Raw genomic sequence first — 16,732 nt, forward strand, 5'->3', positions numbered from 1 at the left:
GGGATTCCGGGAGCTCGTTGAAGCGAGGGCTGTGGGGAACGGCGAGGTGCCGGGGCGGGTGAGGTGCGGGCGGCGGGTGTGCGGGGGTTACGCCGGTTGCACCAGCGTGTACCCCTCGTCCAGCAGCCGCGGCAGGTAGTACTCCAGCGCCCGCACCGTGGCCCACCGGTTCCCCCCGCCGTCGTGCGCCAGCACGATCGCCCCCGGGTGCGCATTCCCCAGCACGGTGCTCTCGATGAACCCCTGGTCGCGATTGTCCCAGTCGAGGGTGTCGATGTCCCACTGGAAGGGCTCCATCTGCAGTTGTGCGCAGACCTCCAGGCTCGGCCCGTGCCACATCCCGTACGGCGCCCGCGCCAGCCGCGGCGGCGCACCCAGCTCCCGCGCCACCAGTTCGCAGGTCCGCTCCAGTTCCTCGCGCACCCGCGGGGTGCTGATCAGGTCGAGCTGCGGGTGGGTGTAGGAGTGGTTGCCGACGACGTGGCCGTCGGCGGCGATCCGGCGCAGCACGTCGCGGTTCCAGCGGATGTTCTCGCCGATGACGAAGAACGTCGCACGCGCCCCGTGGCGCCGCAGGATCCGCAGGATCTCCGGCGTCTGCGTCGCGTGCGGGCCGTCGTCGAAGGTGAGCGCGATCTTCCTGCCCGTCTCCCGGAGCGTGGTGTGCGGCGTGGCGCGTACGGTCACGGGCCGGGTCGGTCCGGCGATACGGGCCATGCCCCCGGACGTCGTCATCGGCACGGCGCCGGTGCGCCCGGCGGCCGGGCGCGGCCCGTACGGCGCGCGGCCGAGCGGCTTGCCGTCCACGGACGCCCCCGCGGCCGCCCGCGGCCGGGGGGCGTGCGCGTCGGGCGCGATGGCGAGCTGGTACGCGCCCAGCAGGCCCAGGCAGAGCGCGGTGCGGCGCGGCAGTGCCCCCATCGGGTATTTGTCATATTTCATGACCAACTGGTCTCACGGGGCTGAGGCCGGGCAGGTCAGCGACACGAGACGCCGGAGGGAAGCACCGGATCGGGCCCCGGCGAGTGGCGGGCCGGTCCGGAACGGGGTAGGAGCGGGGGCGCCTTGTGTGATTCGTCCCCGGGAGGGCCGGGCACGCGGGGGACGTTCCGCAAGCGCCGGCGGGGCCTGCCGAGCGCCGGCCGCCCCCTGCTCACCGCGGGGAACGCCGTACGCCGGCTACGCCGAACGGCCCAGGCGAGGCCCGTTCGACAGCGTGCCGGGGCCGGGACCGGGCTTCACTGGAATCGACTGGAATCGACTGGAATCGTCGAGGACCGAGCCGTGAGCGCGGCCGGGGAGCGGGCACCGCCGGTCTGTCCCGGGTGCGAGCGGAGGAGTGACGCTGTGCGGGCGACGTTCACGCTGGGGCGCATCGCCGGGGTCCGGGTCGGGGTCCACTGGAGCGTGGTCCTGATCTTCGGCATCATCGCGGTCAGCCTCGCGCAGGGCGAGCTCCCGGACGCCGATCCGGGCCGGGCCCGGGTGCTGTACTGGGTCGCGGGTCTGGCCGCCGCCGTGGTCTTCTTCGTCTCGCTGCTCGCCCACGAACTCGCGCACGCGGTGGTGGCGCGGCGTAACGGCGTCTCCGTGGACGACATCGTGCTCTGGCTGCTGGGCGGGGTGGCGCGGCTGAAGGCGGAGGCGTCGAACCCGGGGGCCGAACTGCGGATCGCGGGGGTCGGTCCGCTGGTCAGCCTCCTGCTGGGCGGACTCTTCGTGCTGGGCACCTGGCTCCTCCACCTGGCGTCCGCGCCCGATCTCCTGGTCCAGGTGATGGCGTGGCTGGCGGGCATCAACGTGCTGCTCGCCGTCTTCAACTCCCTGCCGGCCGCGCCACTGGATGGCGGGCGGCTGCTGCGCGCGCTGCTGTGGTGGCGTACGGGAGACCGGCTGCGGGCGACCGCCGGGGCCACCGTGGCGGGGCGCGCCCTGGGCTGGCTGCTCCTCGTGCTGGGGTTCGTCCTGTTCCTGCGGGGCGGCGGGTTCGGCGGACTCTGGCTTGCGCTGATCGGCTGGTTCCTCGTCGGCGCCGCCACCGCCGAGGGACGGCAGGCGCAGGTGCGCGGGATGCTCGCCGGTGTGCCCGTACGGAACGCCATGACGCGCGATCCGGTCGTGGTGCCCGAGGACCTCGACGTCGCGCACCTGCTGGACAACCCGTTCTACCGGCACGCGGCGTTCCCGGTGACGGGCGGGGACAGGGAGCCGGTCGGTCTGGTGACGCTGCGCGGCGTCAGAAACGCGCGGCCCGAGAGCGGCGGGACCGTGACCGCGGGCGAGGTGATGGTGCCGCTGGCGCAGCTCACCGTCGCCGGCCCGGACGACTCCCTCGCCGATCTGCTGCCCCGCATGGAGCCGGGCCCCGAGCACCGCGTCCTGGTGACCGAGGAGGGCAGGCTCGTCGGGATCCTGTCGCTGTCGGACGTCAGCCGGACGGTGACGTACCTGGCGGAGACCTCTCCCCGCGCGCGCCGGGGTCCCTGACCCCGAACCCGGCACCGCCGCCGCCCCCGGGCGGTGTCGTCGCTCACAGTTGGCCGCTCGCGGGGCGGGTGCGGAGCGGCGGCGTGGTTACCCTGGCGTCGCTCCCGTACCCCCTGACCGCAGGCGAGGCCGCACGTGTTCCGGACGATGCTGAAGTCCAAGATCCACCGCGCCACCGTGACGCAGGCCGACCTGCACTACGTCGGGTCGATCACCATCGACGAGGGGCTCATGGAGGCGGCCGACCTGCTGGCCGGCGAGCAGGTCGACGTCGTCGACATCGACAACGGAGCCCGGCTCACCACCTACGTCATCCCCGGCCCGCGGGGCAGCGGCGTGATCGGCATCAACGGCGCGGCGGCCCGGCTGGTCAGCCCGGGCGACCTGGTGATCGTCATCAGCTACGCGACCGTGGCCGACGCGGACGCGAAGGCGCTGCTGCCCCGGATCGTGTTCGTGGACGGCGACAACCGCCCCGTCCGGCACGGCTCGGATCCGGCCGAGGCGCTCCCCGGCACGGGAACGGTGCGGGGCGACACCGTGGCCGGCGACTGAGCGGTCGTCACCGGCGGGGCCGCCCCGCACCGTGGTCACGACAGCGGGCGGCGCGCTGGCCGCCCGCTGTCGTGCGTACGGGCGTCAGGAGCGGCCCGCCTCGATGTCCAGCGTGATCTTGATCGCGTCGCTCACCGTCGCGCCGGCCGGGCCGCCGGTCACGCCGAAGTCGGAGCGGCTGATCTCGGTGCTCGCGGAGAACCCGACGACCGTGCTGTCCCCGGGGCCCGGCGCGAAGCCGCCGACCTCGGTCTCCAGCGTCACGGGGCGGGTGACGCCGCGCAGCGACAGGTCGCCGTCGATCAGGTAGACGCCCTCCTTCTCGCGGATGCCGGTGGACGTGAAGATCATCTCGGGGTGGGTCTCGACATCCAGGAAGTCCGCCGTGCGTACGTGGTTGTCGCGCGTCTCGTTGCGCGTGTTGACCGAGGCGGTCTTGATCACCGCTTTGACCTCGGACTGCAGCGGGTCCTCGTGGGTCACGATGGTGCCCTCGACCTCGTCGAACGTGCCGCGGACCTTCGAGACGCCCAGGTGCCGGACGACGAAGGAGACATCGGAGTGCACGGGGTCGATGGTCCAGGTGCCGGTCTCGTAAGCGGGGATCCGGTCGGCGGGAATAGTCATGGGAATGTGCCTCTTCCGTAGCGGTGCCCACCACTGGGGCGAGTGGTTGAACTCTAATCCAAAACCTAACACGCTCTGGTTGAGGACTCAACTACAGGTATGCTGGACACATGACCGACGTGCGCTGGCTCACCGAGGACGAACAGCAGATATGGCGCCTCTTCATGGACGCCGTCCGTGACTTCAACGCGCATCTGGACCGCCAGTTGCGGCGCGACTCCGGGATGCCCGTGGCGTACTACGAGATCCTCGTCCACCTCTCCGAGGCCCCCGAGCGCAGCCTGCGCATGAGCCAGCTCGCCGAGCTGGCCCGCTCCTCGCGCAGCCGGCTGTCCCACGCGGTGGCGGCGCTGGAGAAGGCGGGGTACGTGTCCCGGTGTGCCACGGACGCCGACCGGCGCGGGTCGGTGGCGCAGCTCACCGACGCCGGGTTCGCCGTGCTGGAGGCGGCGGCGCCGGGGCATGTGACGGAGGTGCGCAAGCACCTGTTCGACGTGCTGACGCCCGAGCAGCAGAAGAAGCTCGGCGAGATCAGCGGTGCGGTGAAGGAAGGGCTGCGGCCGGTCTGCGCGAAGGAGCTCGCCGAGGACGCGGAGGCTGCCGAGGACGCCCCGGACGCCGCCGGGGCCGGCGCGGAGGCCGTCGGCGGGGCCGCTGCCCGCGAAGCCGTCACCGAAGTCTGACGCCCCTCGCCGCGTCCCCGGCTCCGGCCCTCCGCGGCGCCGCCGAGCCGCCGCGCGGGTGCCCGCCCCGCCGCCGGGGAGCGTGTCCGCCGGAGCGGAGCGGGCAGGCTGCGTAGGTGTTACTCGGCCGGCCGTGTCACTCGGCCAGCGTCCACACCGCGTGCGCCAGGGCGTCGCTGTTGCGGTCCAGCGCCGTGTCGTTCACGTTCGCCGTGGTGTCGCAGGAGCTGTGGTAGCAGCGGTCGAAGGCCTGGCCGGCCGTGCCGCCCCACTTCGCCGCCTGCGCCGCCGACTTCGTCCGGCTCGCGCCGGTGAACAGCCCGCCGACGGGCACGCCCACGTTCTTGAACGCCGCGTGGTCCGACCGGCCGTCGCCCTCGGTCTCGATCTCGGTGGGGACGCCGAGGCCGGCGTAGTAGTCCTTGAAGACCTTCTCGATCGCGGGGTCGTCGTCGTAGACGAAGTACCCGGGGTTGGGCGAGCCGATCATGTCGAAGTTCAGGTAGCCGGAGAGCGCGGCACGGTCGGCGGACGGCAGGTTGGAGACGTAGTACCGCGAGCCGATCAGGCCCAGTTCCTCCGCGCCCCACCAGGCGAAGCGCAGGTGCTCGCGCGGCTGGAAGCCCGACCGGGCGACGGCGAGCGCCGTCTCCAGGACGGCGGCGGAGCCGGTGGCGTTGTCGTTGATGCCGGGACCCGAGGTGACGGAGTCGAGGTGCGCGCCGGCCATGAGGACCTGGTTCGGGTCGCCGCCGGGCCAGTCGGCGATCAGGTTGTAGCCGGTGCCGCCGCTGGCGCTGAACTGCTGGATGCGGGTGGTGAATCCGGCGGCGTCCAGCCGGCCCTTGACGTAGTCGAGCGAGGCCCGGTAGCCGGGGCGGCCGTGGGCGCGGTTGCCGCCGTTGGCGGCGGCGATGGACTGGAACTCGGACAGGTGCGCCTTGACGTTCGCGACGGGTATGTCCGGCGCCTGCTCGGGCGCGACGCGCGCCGCGGGTTCCGCGGCGACCGCGACCGGCACGAGCAGCGCGGTCAGCAGCCCGCCGGCGAGGAGGGCGGCGGCCGGCCGCGACCTGAGACGTGCACGACGGAGGGGCATGGGTGCTCCCAACGGTGGGGGATTGTCGTGCACATGAGGCTGGCGGAGCTGGTGATGCCGCGTCAAGAAGCTATCCGGTCCCGGAAAACCGAATATCGGACAGAGGTGGAGTACGCGGACGGGCCCGTTCCGCGCCGCCCGCGGCCCGGTCCGTACGCGCCCGCCGGGCGTCCTGACCGGCCGGCGGCCCGCGCCGCCGTATCGTCTGGGGCTATGAACATCATGGGAGTCGACATCGGCGGCTCGGGCATCAAAGGCGCCCCGGCCGACCTGGACACGGGCGCCCTCGCCGAAGAGCGGCACAAGGTGCTCACCCCCCACCCCGCGGCCCCCGACGCCGTCACCGACGGCGTCGCCGCGGTCGTCGAGCACTTCGCCGGGCACGAGGGTCCGGTGGGCGTCACCTTCCCCGGGGTCGTCACCGACGGCGTCGTACGTACCGCCGCCAACGTCGACAAGAGCTGGATCGGCGTCGACGCCGCCACCCTCCTCGGCGACCGCCTCGGCCGTCCCGTGCACGTCGTCAACGACGCCGACGCCGCCGGCATCGCCGAGCTGACCTTCGGCGCCGCCCGCGGGCGCACCGGCACCGTCATCGTGCTCACCTTCGGCACCGGCATCGGCAGCGCCGTCTTCACCGGCGGCCGGCTCGTCCCCAACACCGAACTCGGCCACCTGGAGCTGCACGGCCACGAGGCGGAGAAGCGCGCCTCCGCCAAGGAGCGCGAGGACAAGGACCTGAGCTGGAAGCACTGGGCCCACCGGGTGCAGCGCTATCTCGCCCACCTGGAGATGCTCTTCACGCCCGAGCTGTTCGTCATCGGCGGCGGCGTGAGCCGCAAGGCGGACAAGTTCCTCGACGACATCACCGACATCCGCGCCGCCGTCGTCCCCGCCGAGCTGCAGAACAACGCGGGCATCGTCGGCGCCGCGATGGCCGCCGCCGCAGCCGCGCGCTGAGGCCGCCGGTCCCGGGCGCTCCGGCCCCTCTCGCCTATGGTGAGTGGGTTCTGACACGGAGCGTAGGGAGACGGTGACCGCACGTGCTCGACGAACGGGTGGAGACGCCCGAGGAAGGCGGCGGCGCTCCGGGGCACGCACCGCGCACCGACGCGGTGGTCTTCGGCGTCGCCGCCGCGCTGACGCTGGCGTTCGTGATCTGGGGCGCGGTGGGGACGGACTCCCTGGAGGACGCCTCCACCTCCCTGCTCAACGACACGATGCACTACGGCGGCTGGGCCTTCGTGCTCGCCGCCTCCGGCTTCGTGATCTTCGCGCTCTGGCTGGCCTTCAGCCGCTACGGCCGCATCACCCTCGGCCGCGAGGGCGAGCCGCCGGAGTTCCGCACCGTGTCGTGGGTGGCGATGATGTTCAGCGCCGGCATGGGCATCGGCCTGATGTTCTACGGTGTCAACGAGCCGCTGTCGCACTTCACCTCCCCGCCGCCGGACACCGTCCCCGGCGGGACCGACGCCGCCTCCCGGATGGAGACGGCGATGGCGACGACCCTCTTCCACTGGACGCTGCACCCCTGGTCCATCTACGCCGCCGTCGGCCTCGCCATGGCGTACAGCGTCTTCCGCCGCAACCGCAGGCAGACCATCAGCGCCGTCTTCACCCCGCTCATCGGCCCGCGGCACGCGAACGGCGGCGTCGGCAAGGTCATCGACATCCTCGCCATCTTCGCCACCCTCTTCGGCTCCGCCGCCTCGCTCGGGCTCGGCGCGCTGCAGATCGGCAGCGGTATCAGGGAGGTCGGCTGGACGTCGGAGGAGGTCGGCGAGGGGCTGCTGATCCTCGTCATCGGCGTGCTCACCGCCGCGTTCGTCGCCTCGGCCGTCTCCGGCATCGAGCGCGGCATCCAGTGGCTGTCGAACATCAACATGGTGCTGGCCGCCGCGCTCGCGGTGTTCGTCTTCATCGCCGGCCCGACGATCCTGATCCTCGATCTGGTGCCGACCTCGATCGGCTCGTTCTTCGCCGACCTGCCGGAGATGATGGCGCGCACGGAGGCGAGCGGCGGCGAGGACGTCGCGGGCTGGCTGTCCGGCTGGACGGTCTTCTACTGGGCGTGGTGGATCTCGTGGACGCCGTTCGTCGGCATGTTCATCGCGCGCATCAGCCGGGGGCGCACCATCAGGCAGTTCGTCGGCGGCGTGATCCTCGTGCCCAGCGTCGTCAGCCTGCTGTGGTTCTGCATCCTCGGCGGCACGGCGATGCACCAGGAGGCCGAAGGGGCTGGGATCACCGAGGAGTCGACGCAGGAGGGGCAGTTGTTCGCGGTGCTGAACGCGTACCCGATCGCCGGCGTCACGACGCTGCTGGTGATGGTCCTGGTCGGCATCTTCTTCGTCTCCGGCGCGGACGCGGCGTCGATCGTGATGGGGGCGCTGTCGCAGAAGGGGACGCTGGAGCCGACGCGCATCGTCGTCGTGGTCTGGGGTGTGCTGACGGGCGCGGTCGCCGCCGTCATGCTGCTGGTCGGCGGCGGCGGGGACGCGGCGCTGACCGGGCTGAAGAACCTCACGATCCTCGTCGCGGTGCCGTTCACGCTGGTGATGATCGTGCTGTGCGTGGCGCTGATGCGCGACCTGCGGCACGACGAGCTGATCCTCATCGGCGAGCGGGGCGAGCAGGTGGTCGAGACGGCGGTACGGGCCGGACACCAGCACTACGACGGGGAGTTCGAGCTGCAGATCCGCGGGCTGGCGAAGCGGCTGCGGGGCGGCCGGGCCGGGGACCGGGGCCGGGGCCGCGACCGGGCCGCCGGGCGGGACGTCCCCGAGGACGAGGCCCCGGGCCAGGGGCCGCAGGACGCCGGGCCGGAGGACGCCGGCCCGCCCGCGTACTGAGGACGCGCCGCGCCGGCCGCCGGGGTCCACCGGTCGGTGGACCCCCGGTTCCACCGGTCGCCGCTGCCGGCGGCGGGGCCGCGCTCGCGAGCATGGCGGACATGAGAAATCTCCCCGTTCGCACAGCCCGCTGGAGCGCCCGGCACCCGTGGCGCGCGATCGCCGGCTGGTTCGTCTTCGTCGCCCTCTGCCTGGGCACCGGCATATCCGTCGGCGGCAACCCCGCCACCACCGAGGACTTCTGGGTCGGCGAGGCCGGCCGCGCGGAGCGGATGGCGACCGAGGGCGGCCTGGAGCGCAAGCCCACGGAACACGTCCTCATCCGCGCCGAGTCCGGCCGCCCGCTCGACCTCCCCGCCGCCCGCGCGGCGGCGCGCGACGTCACCGACCGGATGGAGCGGCTGCCCGAAGTGGCGTCCGTCGCCGCGCCCGTACGCTCCGGGGACGGCGCCGCGCTGCGCGTACCGGTCGTGCTGAAGGGCGCCGAGCTGGACGGCAAGAAGAACGTCGGGCCGCTGCTGGAGCAGACCCGGGAGGTGGCCGCGGCGCACCCCGGCCTCGTCGTCGAGGAGACCGGGTCGCCCGCGATCAGCAAGGGCGTCAACGAGCAGCGCGGCGAGGACCTGGCGCTCTCCGAGCGCATCTCGCTGCCCGTCACGCTCGTCACGCTGCTCGTCGTCTTCGGGTCGGTCGTGATGGCCGGCGTGCCGCTGCTGCTCGCGCTGACGTCGATCGCCGCGGCGCTCGGCCTGTCCATGCTGGCCTCGCACCTGCTGCCCGACCCCGGCGTCGGCACCAACCTGATCCTGCTCATCGGCCTGGCGGTCGGCGTCGACTACACGCTCTTCTACCTCAAGCGCGAGCGCGAGGAGCGCGCCCGCGCGGACGGCCGGCTGTCGTCCGCGGCCCTCGTCGAGCTGGCGGCGGCGACCGCGGGGCGGGCCATCGTCGTCTCCGGCCTCGCCGTCATCGTCTCGACCGCCACGCTCTACCTCGCCACCGACGTCATCTTCTCCTCCCTCGCCACCGGCACGATCCTCGTCGTGGCCGTCGCCGTCGCCAGCTCCCTGACGGCGCTGCCCGCGCTGCTCGTGACGATCGGCCGCCGCACCGAACGCCGTGCCGCCCGCCGGGCGGCACGCCGGGCCGGCCGCCCGGCAGAGGGCCGCGCCGCCCCGCGCCCGCGGCGGCAGCGCCCCGAGCACGGGCGGGTCCTCTCCGCCCTGCTGCGGCCCGCGCAGCGCCGCCCCGTCGCCACCCTGGTCGTCTCCGTGCTGGCCATGCTCGCGCTCGCCGCGCCCGCGCTCGGCATGAAGCTCGTGGACCCCGGCAAGGACACCTTCTCCCGCGACATCCCGGCCATGCAGACCTACGACCGGCTGACCGCCGCCTTCCCCGAGCTGAAGGTGCAGCACGAGGTCGTCGCCCGGGCCGCCCCCGAGCGCGCCCCCGAGGTGCGCCGCGCGCTGGCCGAGCTGGGCCGGCGGGCGTCGGCCGACCCGCTGTTCCTCCCGGACGCCGGGTCCGCGGTACGCACCTCACCGGACGGCAGGACCAGCGTGCTCGTGCTCTCCGTACCGCACTTCGCCAACTCCCAGCCCGCCCGGGACTCCCTGCGGCACCTGCGCGACGACCACATCCCGGCCACCGTCGGGCAGACGGCCGGCGTCGAGACCGCCGTCAGCGGCGACGTCGCCCGCGGCGCCGACTACGTCGCGCACGAGCGCGGCAAGCTGCCGCTGGTCATCGGCGCCCTGCTGCTGCTCACCTTCGTGATGACGGTGGTCGCGTTCCGCTCGGTGGTCATCGGGCTGCTCGGCGTCGGACTGAACCTGCTCTCCGCCGCCGCCGCGCTCGGCGCGCTCGTCGCCGTCTTCCAGGGCACCTGGGCCGAGGGGCTGCTCGACTTCGACTCGATGGGCGCCATCGCCTCCCGGGTCCCGCTGTTCCTCTTCGTGATCCTCTTCGGGCTGTCGATGGACTACCAGGTGTTCGTGGTCAGCCGGATCAAGGAGGCCAGGGACGCGGGGATGCCGGCGCGGGAGGCGGTCGTCGCGGGCATCGGCGCGTCGGCGAAGGTCGTGACCAGTGCGGCGGTCGTCATGGTCACCGTCTTCGCCGGGTTCGTCGCGCTGCACCTGACCGAGATGAAGCAGATGGGCTTCTGCCTGGCGCTCGCCGTGCTCCTCGACGCGGTCGTGATCCGGCTGCTCGTGCTGCCCGCGGCCCTGCTGCTCCTCGGCGAGCGGGCCTGGCCGCGGGCGCGGCCCAGGACCGCCCCGCCACGGCCGCCGGCACCCGCCGTGACCGGCGCCGGAACCGCACCGCCGGCGCGTACGGCCGGGAACGTACGCTGACCGGCATGCTCCCTCGGCCACGGCGCGGCGACCCCCTCTGGATCTGGATGCTCCACGGCTGGGACGTCTTCTCCTGGGCGATCATCGGTCTGCTGACCCTGATCACCATCCTGGGCGACGTCCCGGCCGCGGACCGGTACGGGTCGCTCGCGCTCGTGGCCGGGCTCGGCGTCGGCTACGCGGTCGTCCGCACCCGCCCCGGGAACCCGGTGCGGCTCGCGTACGGCTACCTCGTCCTGCTGATCCTGGTACTGGGCGTACTGTCGTGGCTCCGCGACGGGTTCGGCGCCCTCTACACGGTGACGCTGGCACAGTTCGTGATCTTCGTGGACAGCCTGCGGGGCGCCGTCCTCCTCAGCGGCCTCGGCGCCGTCGCCATCACGGTGGGCGGCGCCGCGCGCGAGGGCTGGAGCGCCGGCACCCTCACCACGAACGCCGTCTCGTCCGTCGCCGTCTACGCGGTCAGCGTCGTCATCGCGCTGCTGACGCCCCGGGCGCTGGCGCTCCGCGACGAGCGCGCCCGGCTGCGCAGCCGGCTGGCCGACGCAGAACAGCGGCTCGCGGAGGCGCAGAAGCGGCAGGGTGCCGCCGAGGAGCGGGAGCGCATCGCGCGGGAGATCCACGACACCCTCGCGCAGGGCTTCGCGTCGATCGTCGTACTCGCCGAGGCGGCGCGCGCCGGGATGGCGGACGAGCCCGGCAGGAGCGCGCAGCAACTGCAGTCCATCGAACGCACCGCCCGCGAGAACCTCGCCGAAGCCCGCGTCCTGGTCGGCTCCGCCCCGCGCGACGGCGTCGCCGCCGGCTCCGTCGCCGCCACGCTGCGGCGCACGCTGGACCGGTTCGCCGAGGACACCGGGCTCGCGGTCGACGCCGAGCTGCCGGACGTCGACTGCGACCAGCCGACCCGGATCGCGCTGCTGCGCTGCACGCAGGAGTCGCTGGCCAACGTGCGCAAGCACGCGGCGGCGTCGACGGTCGGGGTGGTGCTGGCGGCGGGTCCCGAGGGCATCGAGCTGGAGATCACCGACGACGGGAAGGGGTTCGTGCCGGGGGCGGGGGAGAGCCCGCCCGGCGGCGGTGCCGACGGCGCGCGGGACGGCGCCGTGCCCGCCGGGGGCTTCGGGCTCGACGGGATGCGCCGGCGGCTCGCCGAGTTCGGCGGCGAGCTGACCGTCACCAGCTCACCCGGCGACGGCACCCGCATACTCGTCACCGTGCCCGCGACCGGAACCCCCGCGGACGGCCCACTCGCGGAGGCGCACCTCCCGGCCGGGCACCTCCCGGCCGGGCACCTCCCGGCCGGGCCTCCTGTGGACCCGTCGCGAACGCCCGGAACCGCCACGGACGGACAGGTCTGACATGACGACGACACCCGCCCCCGCCGCGCCGCTGCGCGTCATCGTGGCCGACGACCACACCGTGATGCGCGCCGGCCTCGTCGCACTCCTCGCCGCGGAGTCCACCATCGAGGTCGTCGGCGAGGCCGGCGACGGCCACGAGGCCGCCGCCCTCGTCGCCCGCCTCGACCCGGACGTCGCCCTGCTCGACCTGCGGATGCCGCTCCTCGACGGCGTCGGCGCCACCGCCGCGATCGTCGCGGCTGCCGCGCGTACCCGGGTGCTGATCCTCACCACGTACGACACGGACGGCGAGATCGAGCGCGCGGTCGAGGCCGGCGCCACCGGCTACCTGCTCAAGGACGCCACCCGCGCCCAGCTCGTCGACGCCATCCACGCCGCCTCCCGCGGCGAGACGGTGCTCGCGCCCCGCGTCGCCCAGCGCCTGGTCGCGAAGATGCGCCGCCCGGCTCCGGTGACGCTCACGCCGCGCGAGTCCGAGGTGCTGGCGGGCGTGGCCGAGGGGCTGTCGAACGCGGAGATCGGCAAGCGCCTGTTCATCGGCGAGGCCACCGTGAAGACGCACCTGCTGCGCATCTTCGCCAAGCTCGACGTCGGCGACCGCACCCGCGCGGTGGTCGTCGCGCTGGAGAACGGCCTGCTGCCGGGCCGTTGACGCCCGGCGCGCCCGACCCGCCCCCGACCCCTTCCTGCTTCCGTGCGCCGCGAGCACAATGCGGTCGAGACCGCCGCCACCCGGAAGGCAGGGACCCGTGAGCCGACGCCGTACCGCTCCTCCGTTACGCACCTTCGCCACCGCCGCCGTGCTCGCGTTGCTCGGCGCGCTGCTGACCGTGCTCGCCCCGCCCGCCGCGGCGCAGCCCGCCGCCGCGGGCGAACTGCGCGGCGGCGACGCGCTGTACGGGGCCGGGTTCTCCTGCACGCTGGGCTTCAACGCCGTGGGGGGCGGCGACGCCTCGTACGGCATCATCCCCGGCCACTGCGCCAACGTCGGCACCTCCTGGGCCGCCGACGTCGGGGGCAGCCGCGTGACCGTCGGCGTGACCGCGGGGTCGAGTTTCCCCAGCAACGACTACGGCGTCGTCCGCTACACCAACGGCTCCGTCTCGTACCCCGGCGAGGTCAAGGGCAGCGGCGGCGCACCGGTCGACATCACCGGCGCCATCGACCCGTCCCCCGGCCTGGCGCTGTGCCACTACGGGAGGGTCGGCGGCTTCCGCTGCGGCACGCTGACGCAGGTCGGCGTCACGGTGAACTTCCCCGAGGGCCCGGTCTCCGGCCTCTTCCGCTCCAACATCTGCTCCGAGCCCGGCGACACCGGCGGCCCGGCGTTCTCCGGCGGCAAGGCGGTCGGCTTCATCGTCGGCAGCAGCGGCAACTGCACCACCGGCGGGTCGACGTTCTACCAGCCGATCAAGGAGGTCCTGTCGGCCTACGGGCTCACGCTGTCGTAGCGGCGGGCGTACGGGCGAGGAGGTCGCGCAGCGCCGCGGCCACCTCGTCCGGCGCCTCCTCGGCCATGAAGTGGCCGCAGTCCACGGTGGTGTGCCGCAGGTCGGGGGCCCAGGCGCGCCACCGTGCGGCGGCGTCGAAGCCGAGCGCGGCGCCCCAGTCCTGCTGCAGGACGGTGACCGGCATGCGCAGCCGGTTGCCGGCGTCGCGGTCGGCGCTGTCGTGCTCGACGTCGACGCCCGCCGACGCCCGGTAGTCCGCCACGATCGACGGCACCGCGGCCCGGGACGCCGCCAGGTAGGCGGCGCGCACGTCCGCGGGGATGGCGTCCGCGTCGCCGGACCAGACGTCGAGGAAGTGGCCGAAGAACGCGTCCGGGGCAGCGGCGATCATCTCCTCGGGCAGGCCGGGCGGTTGCGCCATGAGGTACAGGTGGAAGCCGACCGCCGCCGACACCCCGTGCATCACGTCCCACATGTCGAGCGTCGGCAGCACGTCCAGGCAGGCCAGGTGGGTGATCGCGGCGGGGTGGTCGAGCCCGGCGCGGAACGCCACCAGCGCGCCCCGGTCGTGCCCGGCCAGCGCGAAGCGCTCGTACCCGAGCGCGCGGGCGAGCGTCACGACGTCGCCGGCCATCGTGCGCTTCGCGTACGCGCCGCCGCCGGGCCCGCCGGCCGACTCCGCGGGTTTGTCGCTGGCGCCGTAGCCGCGCAGGTCGGGGCAGATGACGGTGTGGTCGGCGGCGAGCCGGGCGGCGACGTGCCGCCACATGAGGTGGGTCTGCGGGAAGCCGTGCAGCAGCACGACCGGGCTGCCGTCGGGGTTGCCGCCGACGGCGGCGCTGAGGGCGACGCCGTCGGCGACGGGGACGCGGCGTTGGTCGAAGCCGGGGATGCGGGGGGACATCGGGGTTTTTCCCTTCGTAGGCGAACGTCGTCCCCAGCGTGCGCGGCGCGGATGAGCGGCGGATGAGCGCGCTGTACGGTGGCGCCCGGCGGGCCCCGGGCGGGGCCGGCGTCGGGAGAGGTGGTCGGTGGTGCGGGTCCGGTTCGGCGTGCTGGGGCCGGTGACCGCCTGGGACGACGACGCCGGGGGGGACGACGAGCGGGGCGGCGACGGAGACGGCGCCCCGATCGCGCTGAAGGGGCCGCGGCACCGGGCCGTGCTCGCCCGCCTGATCGTCGCCCGCCGCCGCGTCGTCCCGGTCGGCGTGCTGGTCGAGGACCTGTGGAGCGACCCGCCCGCGGACGCCGTGGGGACGGTCCGCACCTTCGTCGCGGCGCTGCGCCGCGCCCTCGAACCCGAGCGCCCGCCCCGTGCGCCCGCGCGGCTGCTGGTCACCCAGGGCCCGGGGTACGCGCTGCGCGCCGGGCCGGACGCCGTCGACGCCTGGCGCTTCGAGACGGCGGTGGCCGACGCGCGGGCCCTGCCGCCGCGGGCCGCGGCGGCGCGGCTGGCGGCGGCCCTGGGCTGGTGGCGCGGCCCCGCGTACGCGGAGTTCGCGGACCTGTCGTGGGCCCGCACCGAGCGCTCCCGCCTCGCGGAACTGCGCCTGCACGCCGCCGAGATGCACGCGGAGGCCCGGCTGTCCCTGGGTCTCGCTGCCGAGACGGCGGCGGACCTGGACGCCCACGTGGCCGAGCACCCCTGGCGCGAGGACGCCTGGCGGCTGCTGGCGCTGGCTCTGTACCGCGCGGGCCGCCAGGCCGACGCGCTGGCGGTGCTGCGCCGGGCGCGCACGATGCTCGGCGAGCAGTTGGGCGTGGACCCGGGCCCGGCGCTGCGCAGGCTGGAGACGGACATCCTGGCGCAGGCGGAACACCTGGAAGCGCCGGGCCCGGCCGCGGGTGGGGCCGGAGGCGGTGCGGCCGGAGCGGCGCGGGCGCCGGGATCCGGCGCCGGCGGCGGTCCCGGTGGTGGTGCGCCGGACGACGGCGGCGGTTCCGGTCGTGACGGGCAGGCCGGGGCCGGGCGGGACGGCGGGGAGCCCGGTGCGGGCGCCGCCGCCGGCGACGGGGTGCGGCGCGTGTGGGCGGAGGCCGCGGCCGCGTACGACCGGGCCGTCGCCGGCGGTGCGCGGGCCCGGCTGGAGTCCACCGTCGGGCTGCTCCGCAGCCTCGCCGTCACCGGCGGCGGCGGGCTGCAGGCCGCCCGGCGGCACCGCGTCGCGGCCGTCGAGGCGGCCGAGGAGTCGGGCGACCCGGAGCTGACCGCGCGGGTCATCGGCGCCTACGACGTCCCCGCCGTCTGGACCCGCGTCGACGACCCGGAGCAGGCGGCGCGCGTCGTGGCCGCGGCGGAGCGCGCCCTCGCCGCGCTGCCGCCCGCCGAGCACCCCGCGGTCCGGGCCCGGCTGCTGGCCACCGTCGCCGTCGAGTCCCGCGGCACCCGGTCCGCGCGCGGGCCGGAGGCCGCCCGGGAGGCCGAGCGGCTGGCCCGCGGCCTGGACGATCCGGCGCTCCTGGCGTTCGCGCTCAACGGCGTGTTCATGCAGACCTTCGAGCGCACCGGCCTGGCCGCGGAACGGGACGGGACAGGCGCCGAGTTGGTCGGGCTCGCGGCCCGGCACGGCCTCGTGACGTACGAGGTGCTGGGCCACCTCATCCGGCTGCAGGCCCGCGCCGCGCTGGCGGACTTCCCCGGCGCCGACGCGCACGCCGCCGCGGCGGACCGGCTCGCCGAGCGCCACGAACTGCCGCTCGTCGCGGTCTTCACCGGCTGGTACGCGGCTCTCCGTCTCGCCGAGACCGGCACCCCGCCCCCGTACGCCGAGACCCCCGCCGACGCCGAAGCCGCCTACCGCGCCGCCGCCCGGCGGCTCGACGGGGCCGGCATGCCCGGCGTGGAGCGCGGGCTGCTGCCGCTGGCGCTGCTCTGCCTGCGGCTGCGCCGCGGGCTCGCCGTGTCCGCCACCCCGGCCACCCGCGACGTTCCCGGCGCCGACTTCGGCCCGTACGAGCCGTGGGTGCGGCCCCTCGTGCTGCTGGCCGGCGGACGCCGCGCCGAGGCCGCGACGGCGCTGCGCGCGGTGCCCGAGCCGCCGCGCGACCTGATGCAGGAGGCCGCGTGGTGCCTCGTCGCACGGGCGGCCGTCGCCCTCGGCGACCGTGCGACCATGGCGCACGCGCGCGACCGCCTCGCCCCGGCGGCGGCCGAGATCGCCGGCGCCGGGACCGGGCTGCTGACCCTCGGGCCCGTCGCCGACCACCTCGCCGCGCTCGGCGCCGCCCTGGGCGCCCCGCGGCCCGGGTAGCCGGCC

13 protein-coding genes and 1 pseudogene are annotated in these 16,732 nt (G+C 74.9%); 10 read left to right on the forward strand and 4 right to left on the reverse strand.

Features of this window, described 5'->3' with window-relative positions; translation table 11 throughout:
• Nucleotides 1-87: 87 nt before the first annotated feature.
• The gene (locus O7599_RS27125) at nucleotides 88-942 is read right to left on the reverse strand and encodes a polysaccharide deacetylase family protein (protein ID WP_281618223.1); all 855 of its coding nucleotides are present in this window, start codon (nucleotides 940-942) and stop codon (nucleotides 88-90) included.
• 405 nt (nucleotides 943-1,347) lie between these two features.
• Here O7599_RS27125 and O7599_RS27130 point away from each other — a divergent pair, with 405 nt between their 5' ends.
• A complete protein-coding gene (locus O7599_RS27130) occupies nucleotides 1,348-2,487 on the forward strand; it encodes a site-2 protease family protein (protein ID WP_281618224.1) in 1,140 nt (379 codons plus the stop codon).
• 135 nt (nucleotides 2,488-2,622) lie between these two features.
• Nucleotides 2,623-3,042: an aspartate 1-decarboxylase gene (panD, locus tag O7599_RS27135; RefSeq protein ID WP_281618225.1), complete on the forward strand. Its 420-nt coding sequence runs from the start codon at nucleotides 2,623-2,625 to the stop codon at nucleotides 3,040-3,042.
• A gap of 84 nt (nucleotides 3,043-3,126) precedes the next feature.
• Here the strand turns inward: panD and O7599_RS27140 are convergent, their stop codons facing one another.
• Nucleotides 3,127-3,669, reverse strand: a complete 543-nt coding sequence (locus O7599_RS27140) for a YceI family protein (RefSeq protein WP_281618226.1) — start codon at nucleotides 3,667-3,669, stop codon at nucleotides 3,127-3,129.
• A gap of 110 nt (nucleotides 3,670-3,779) precedes the next feature.
• On the opposite strand from O7599_RS27140, the gene O7599_RS27145 reads away from it, so the two are divergent.
• The gene (locus O7599_RS27145) at nucleotides 3,780-4,352 is read left to right on the forward strand and encodes a MarR family transcriptional regulator (protein WP_281618227.1); all 573 of its coding nucleotides are present in this window, start codon (nucleotides 3,780-3,782) and stop codon (nucleotides 4,350-4,352) included.
• Nucleotides 4,353-4,494: 142 nt separating this feature from the next.
• Here the strand turns inward: O7599_RS27145 and O7599_RS27150 are convergent.
• Nucleotides 4,495-5,451, reverse strand: a pseudogene (locus tag O7599_RS27150) (M28 family metallopeptidase); the annotation flags it as partial.
• Between the two features lie 213 nt (nucleotides 5,452-5,664).
• Between O7599_RS27150 and ppgK the strand changes: the two are divergent.
• The 6 genes from ppgK to O7599_RS27180 all read left to right on the forward strand — a co-directional run bounded on the left by ppgK (nucleotide 5,665) and on the right by O7599_RS27180 (nucleotide 13,475).
• A complete protein-coding gene (gene ppgK / locus O7599_RS27155; protein ID WP_281618229.1) occupies nucleotides 5,665-6,411 on the forward strand; it encodes a polyphosphate--glucose phosphotransferase in 747 nt (248 codons plus the stop codon).
• Between the two features lie 83 nt (nucleotides 6,412-6,494).
• Nucleotides 6,495-8,303, forward strand: a complete 1,809-nt coding sequence (locus O7599_RS27160) for a BCCT family transporter (RefSeq protein ID WP_281618230.1) — start codon at nucleotides 6,495-6,497, stop codon at nucleotides 8,301-8,303.
• Nucleotides 8,304-8,404: 101 nt separating this feature from the next.
• Nucleotides 8,405-10,660 carry an MMPL family transporter gene (locus O7599_RS27165; protein WP_281618231.1) on the forward strand — a complete coding sequence of 752 codons (2,256 nt, stop codon included), beginning with the start codon at nucleotides 8,405-8,407 and terminating at the stop codon, nucleotides 10,658-10,660.
• A gap of 5 nt (nucleotides 10,661-10,665) precedes the next feature.
• The gene (locus O7599_RS27170; protein ID WP_281618232.1) at nucleotides 10,666-12,021 is read left to right on the forward strand and encodes a sensor histidine kinase; all 1,356 of its coding nucleotides are present in this window, start codon (nucleotides 10,666-10,668) and stop codon (nucleotides 12,019-12,021) included.
• 1 nt (nucleotide 12,022) lies between these two features.
• Nucleotides 12,023-12,676, forward strand: coding sequence for a response regulator transcription factor (locus tag O7599_RS27175; protein WP_281618233.1), 654 nt, complete (start codon nucleotides 12,023-12,025; stop codon nucleotides 12,674-12,676).
• Between the two features lie 97 nt (nucleotides 12,677-12,773).
• Nucleotides 12,774-13,475: a S1 family peptidase gene (locus O7599_RS27180; RefSeq protein WP_281618234.1), complete on the forward strand. Its 702-nt coding sequence runs from the start codon at nucleotides 12,774-12,776 to the stop codon at nucleotides 13,473-13,475.
• On the opposite strand, the gene O7599_RS27185 is transcribed toward O7599_RS27180, so the two are convergent.
• Entirely contained in the window at nucleotides 13,462-14,379 is a 918-nt protein-coding gene (locus O7599_RS27185; protein ID WP_281618235.1) for an alpha/beta hydrolase, read from the reverse strand. The two genes, O7599_RS27180 and O7599_RS27185, sit on opposite strands and share 14 nt — an antisense overlap.
• A gap of 130 nt (nucleotides 14,380-14,509) precedes the next feature.
• Here O7599_RS27185 and O7599_RS27190 point away from each other — a divergent pair, with 130 nt between their 5' ends.
• On the forward strand, nucleotides 14,510-16,726 hold the full coding sequence (locus tag O7599_RS27190; RefSeq protein WP_281618236.1) for a BTAD domain-containing putative transcriptional regulator: 2,217 nt from the start codon (nucleotides 14,510-14,512) through the stop codon (nucleotides 16,724-16,726).
• Nucleotides 16,727-16,732: the final 6 nt, after the last annotated feature.

It is taken from the genome of Streptomyces sp. WMMC500 (assembly GCF_027497195.1).
GTDB lineage: Bacteria > Actinomycetota > Actinomycetes > Streptomycetales > Streptomycetaceae > Streptomyces.

Excerpts from the sequence above, each read along its gene's own strand:
- O7599_RS27125 (WP_281618223.1), bottom strand. The coding sequence starts at position 942 with ATGAAATATGACAAATACCCGATGGGGGCACTGCCGCGCCGCACCGCG.
- O7599_RS27140 (WP_281618226.1), bottom strand. The coding sequence starts at position 3,669 with ATGACTATTCCCGCCGACCGGATCCCCGCTTACGAGACCGGCACCTGG.
- O7599_RS27145 (WP_281618227.1), top strand. The coding sequence starts at position 3,780 with ATGACCGACGTGCGCTGGCTCACCGAGGACGAACAGCAGATATGGCGC.
- ppgK (WP_281618229.1), top strand. The coding sequence starts at position 5,665 with ATGAACATCATGGGAGTCGACATCGGCGGCTCGGGCATCAAAGGCGCC.
- O7599_RS27165 (WP_281618231.1), top strand. The coding sequence starts at position 8,405 with ATGAGAAATCTCCCCGTTCGCACAGCCCGCTGGAGCGCCCGGCACCCG.
- O7599_RS27170 (WP_281618232.1), top strand. The coding sequence starts at position 10,666 with ATGCTCCCTCGGCCACGGCGCGGCGACCCCCTCTGGATCTGGATGCTC.
- O7599_RS27175 (WP_281618233.1), top strand. The coding sequence starts at position 12,023 with ATGACGACGACACCCGCCCCCGCCGCGCCGCTGCGCGTCATCGTGGCC.
- O7599_RS27185 (WP_281618235.1), bottom strand. The coding sequence starts at position 14,379 with ATGTCCCCCCGCATCCCCGGCTTCGACCAACGCCGCGTCCCCGTCGCC.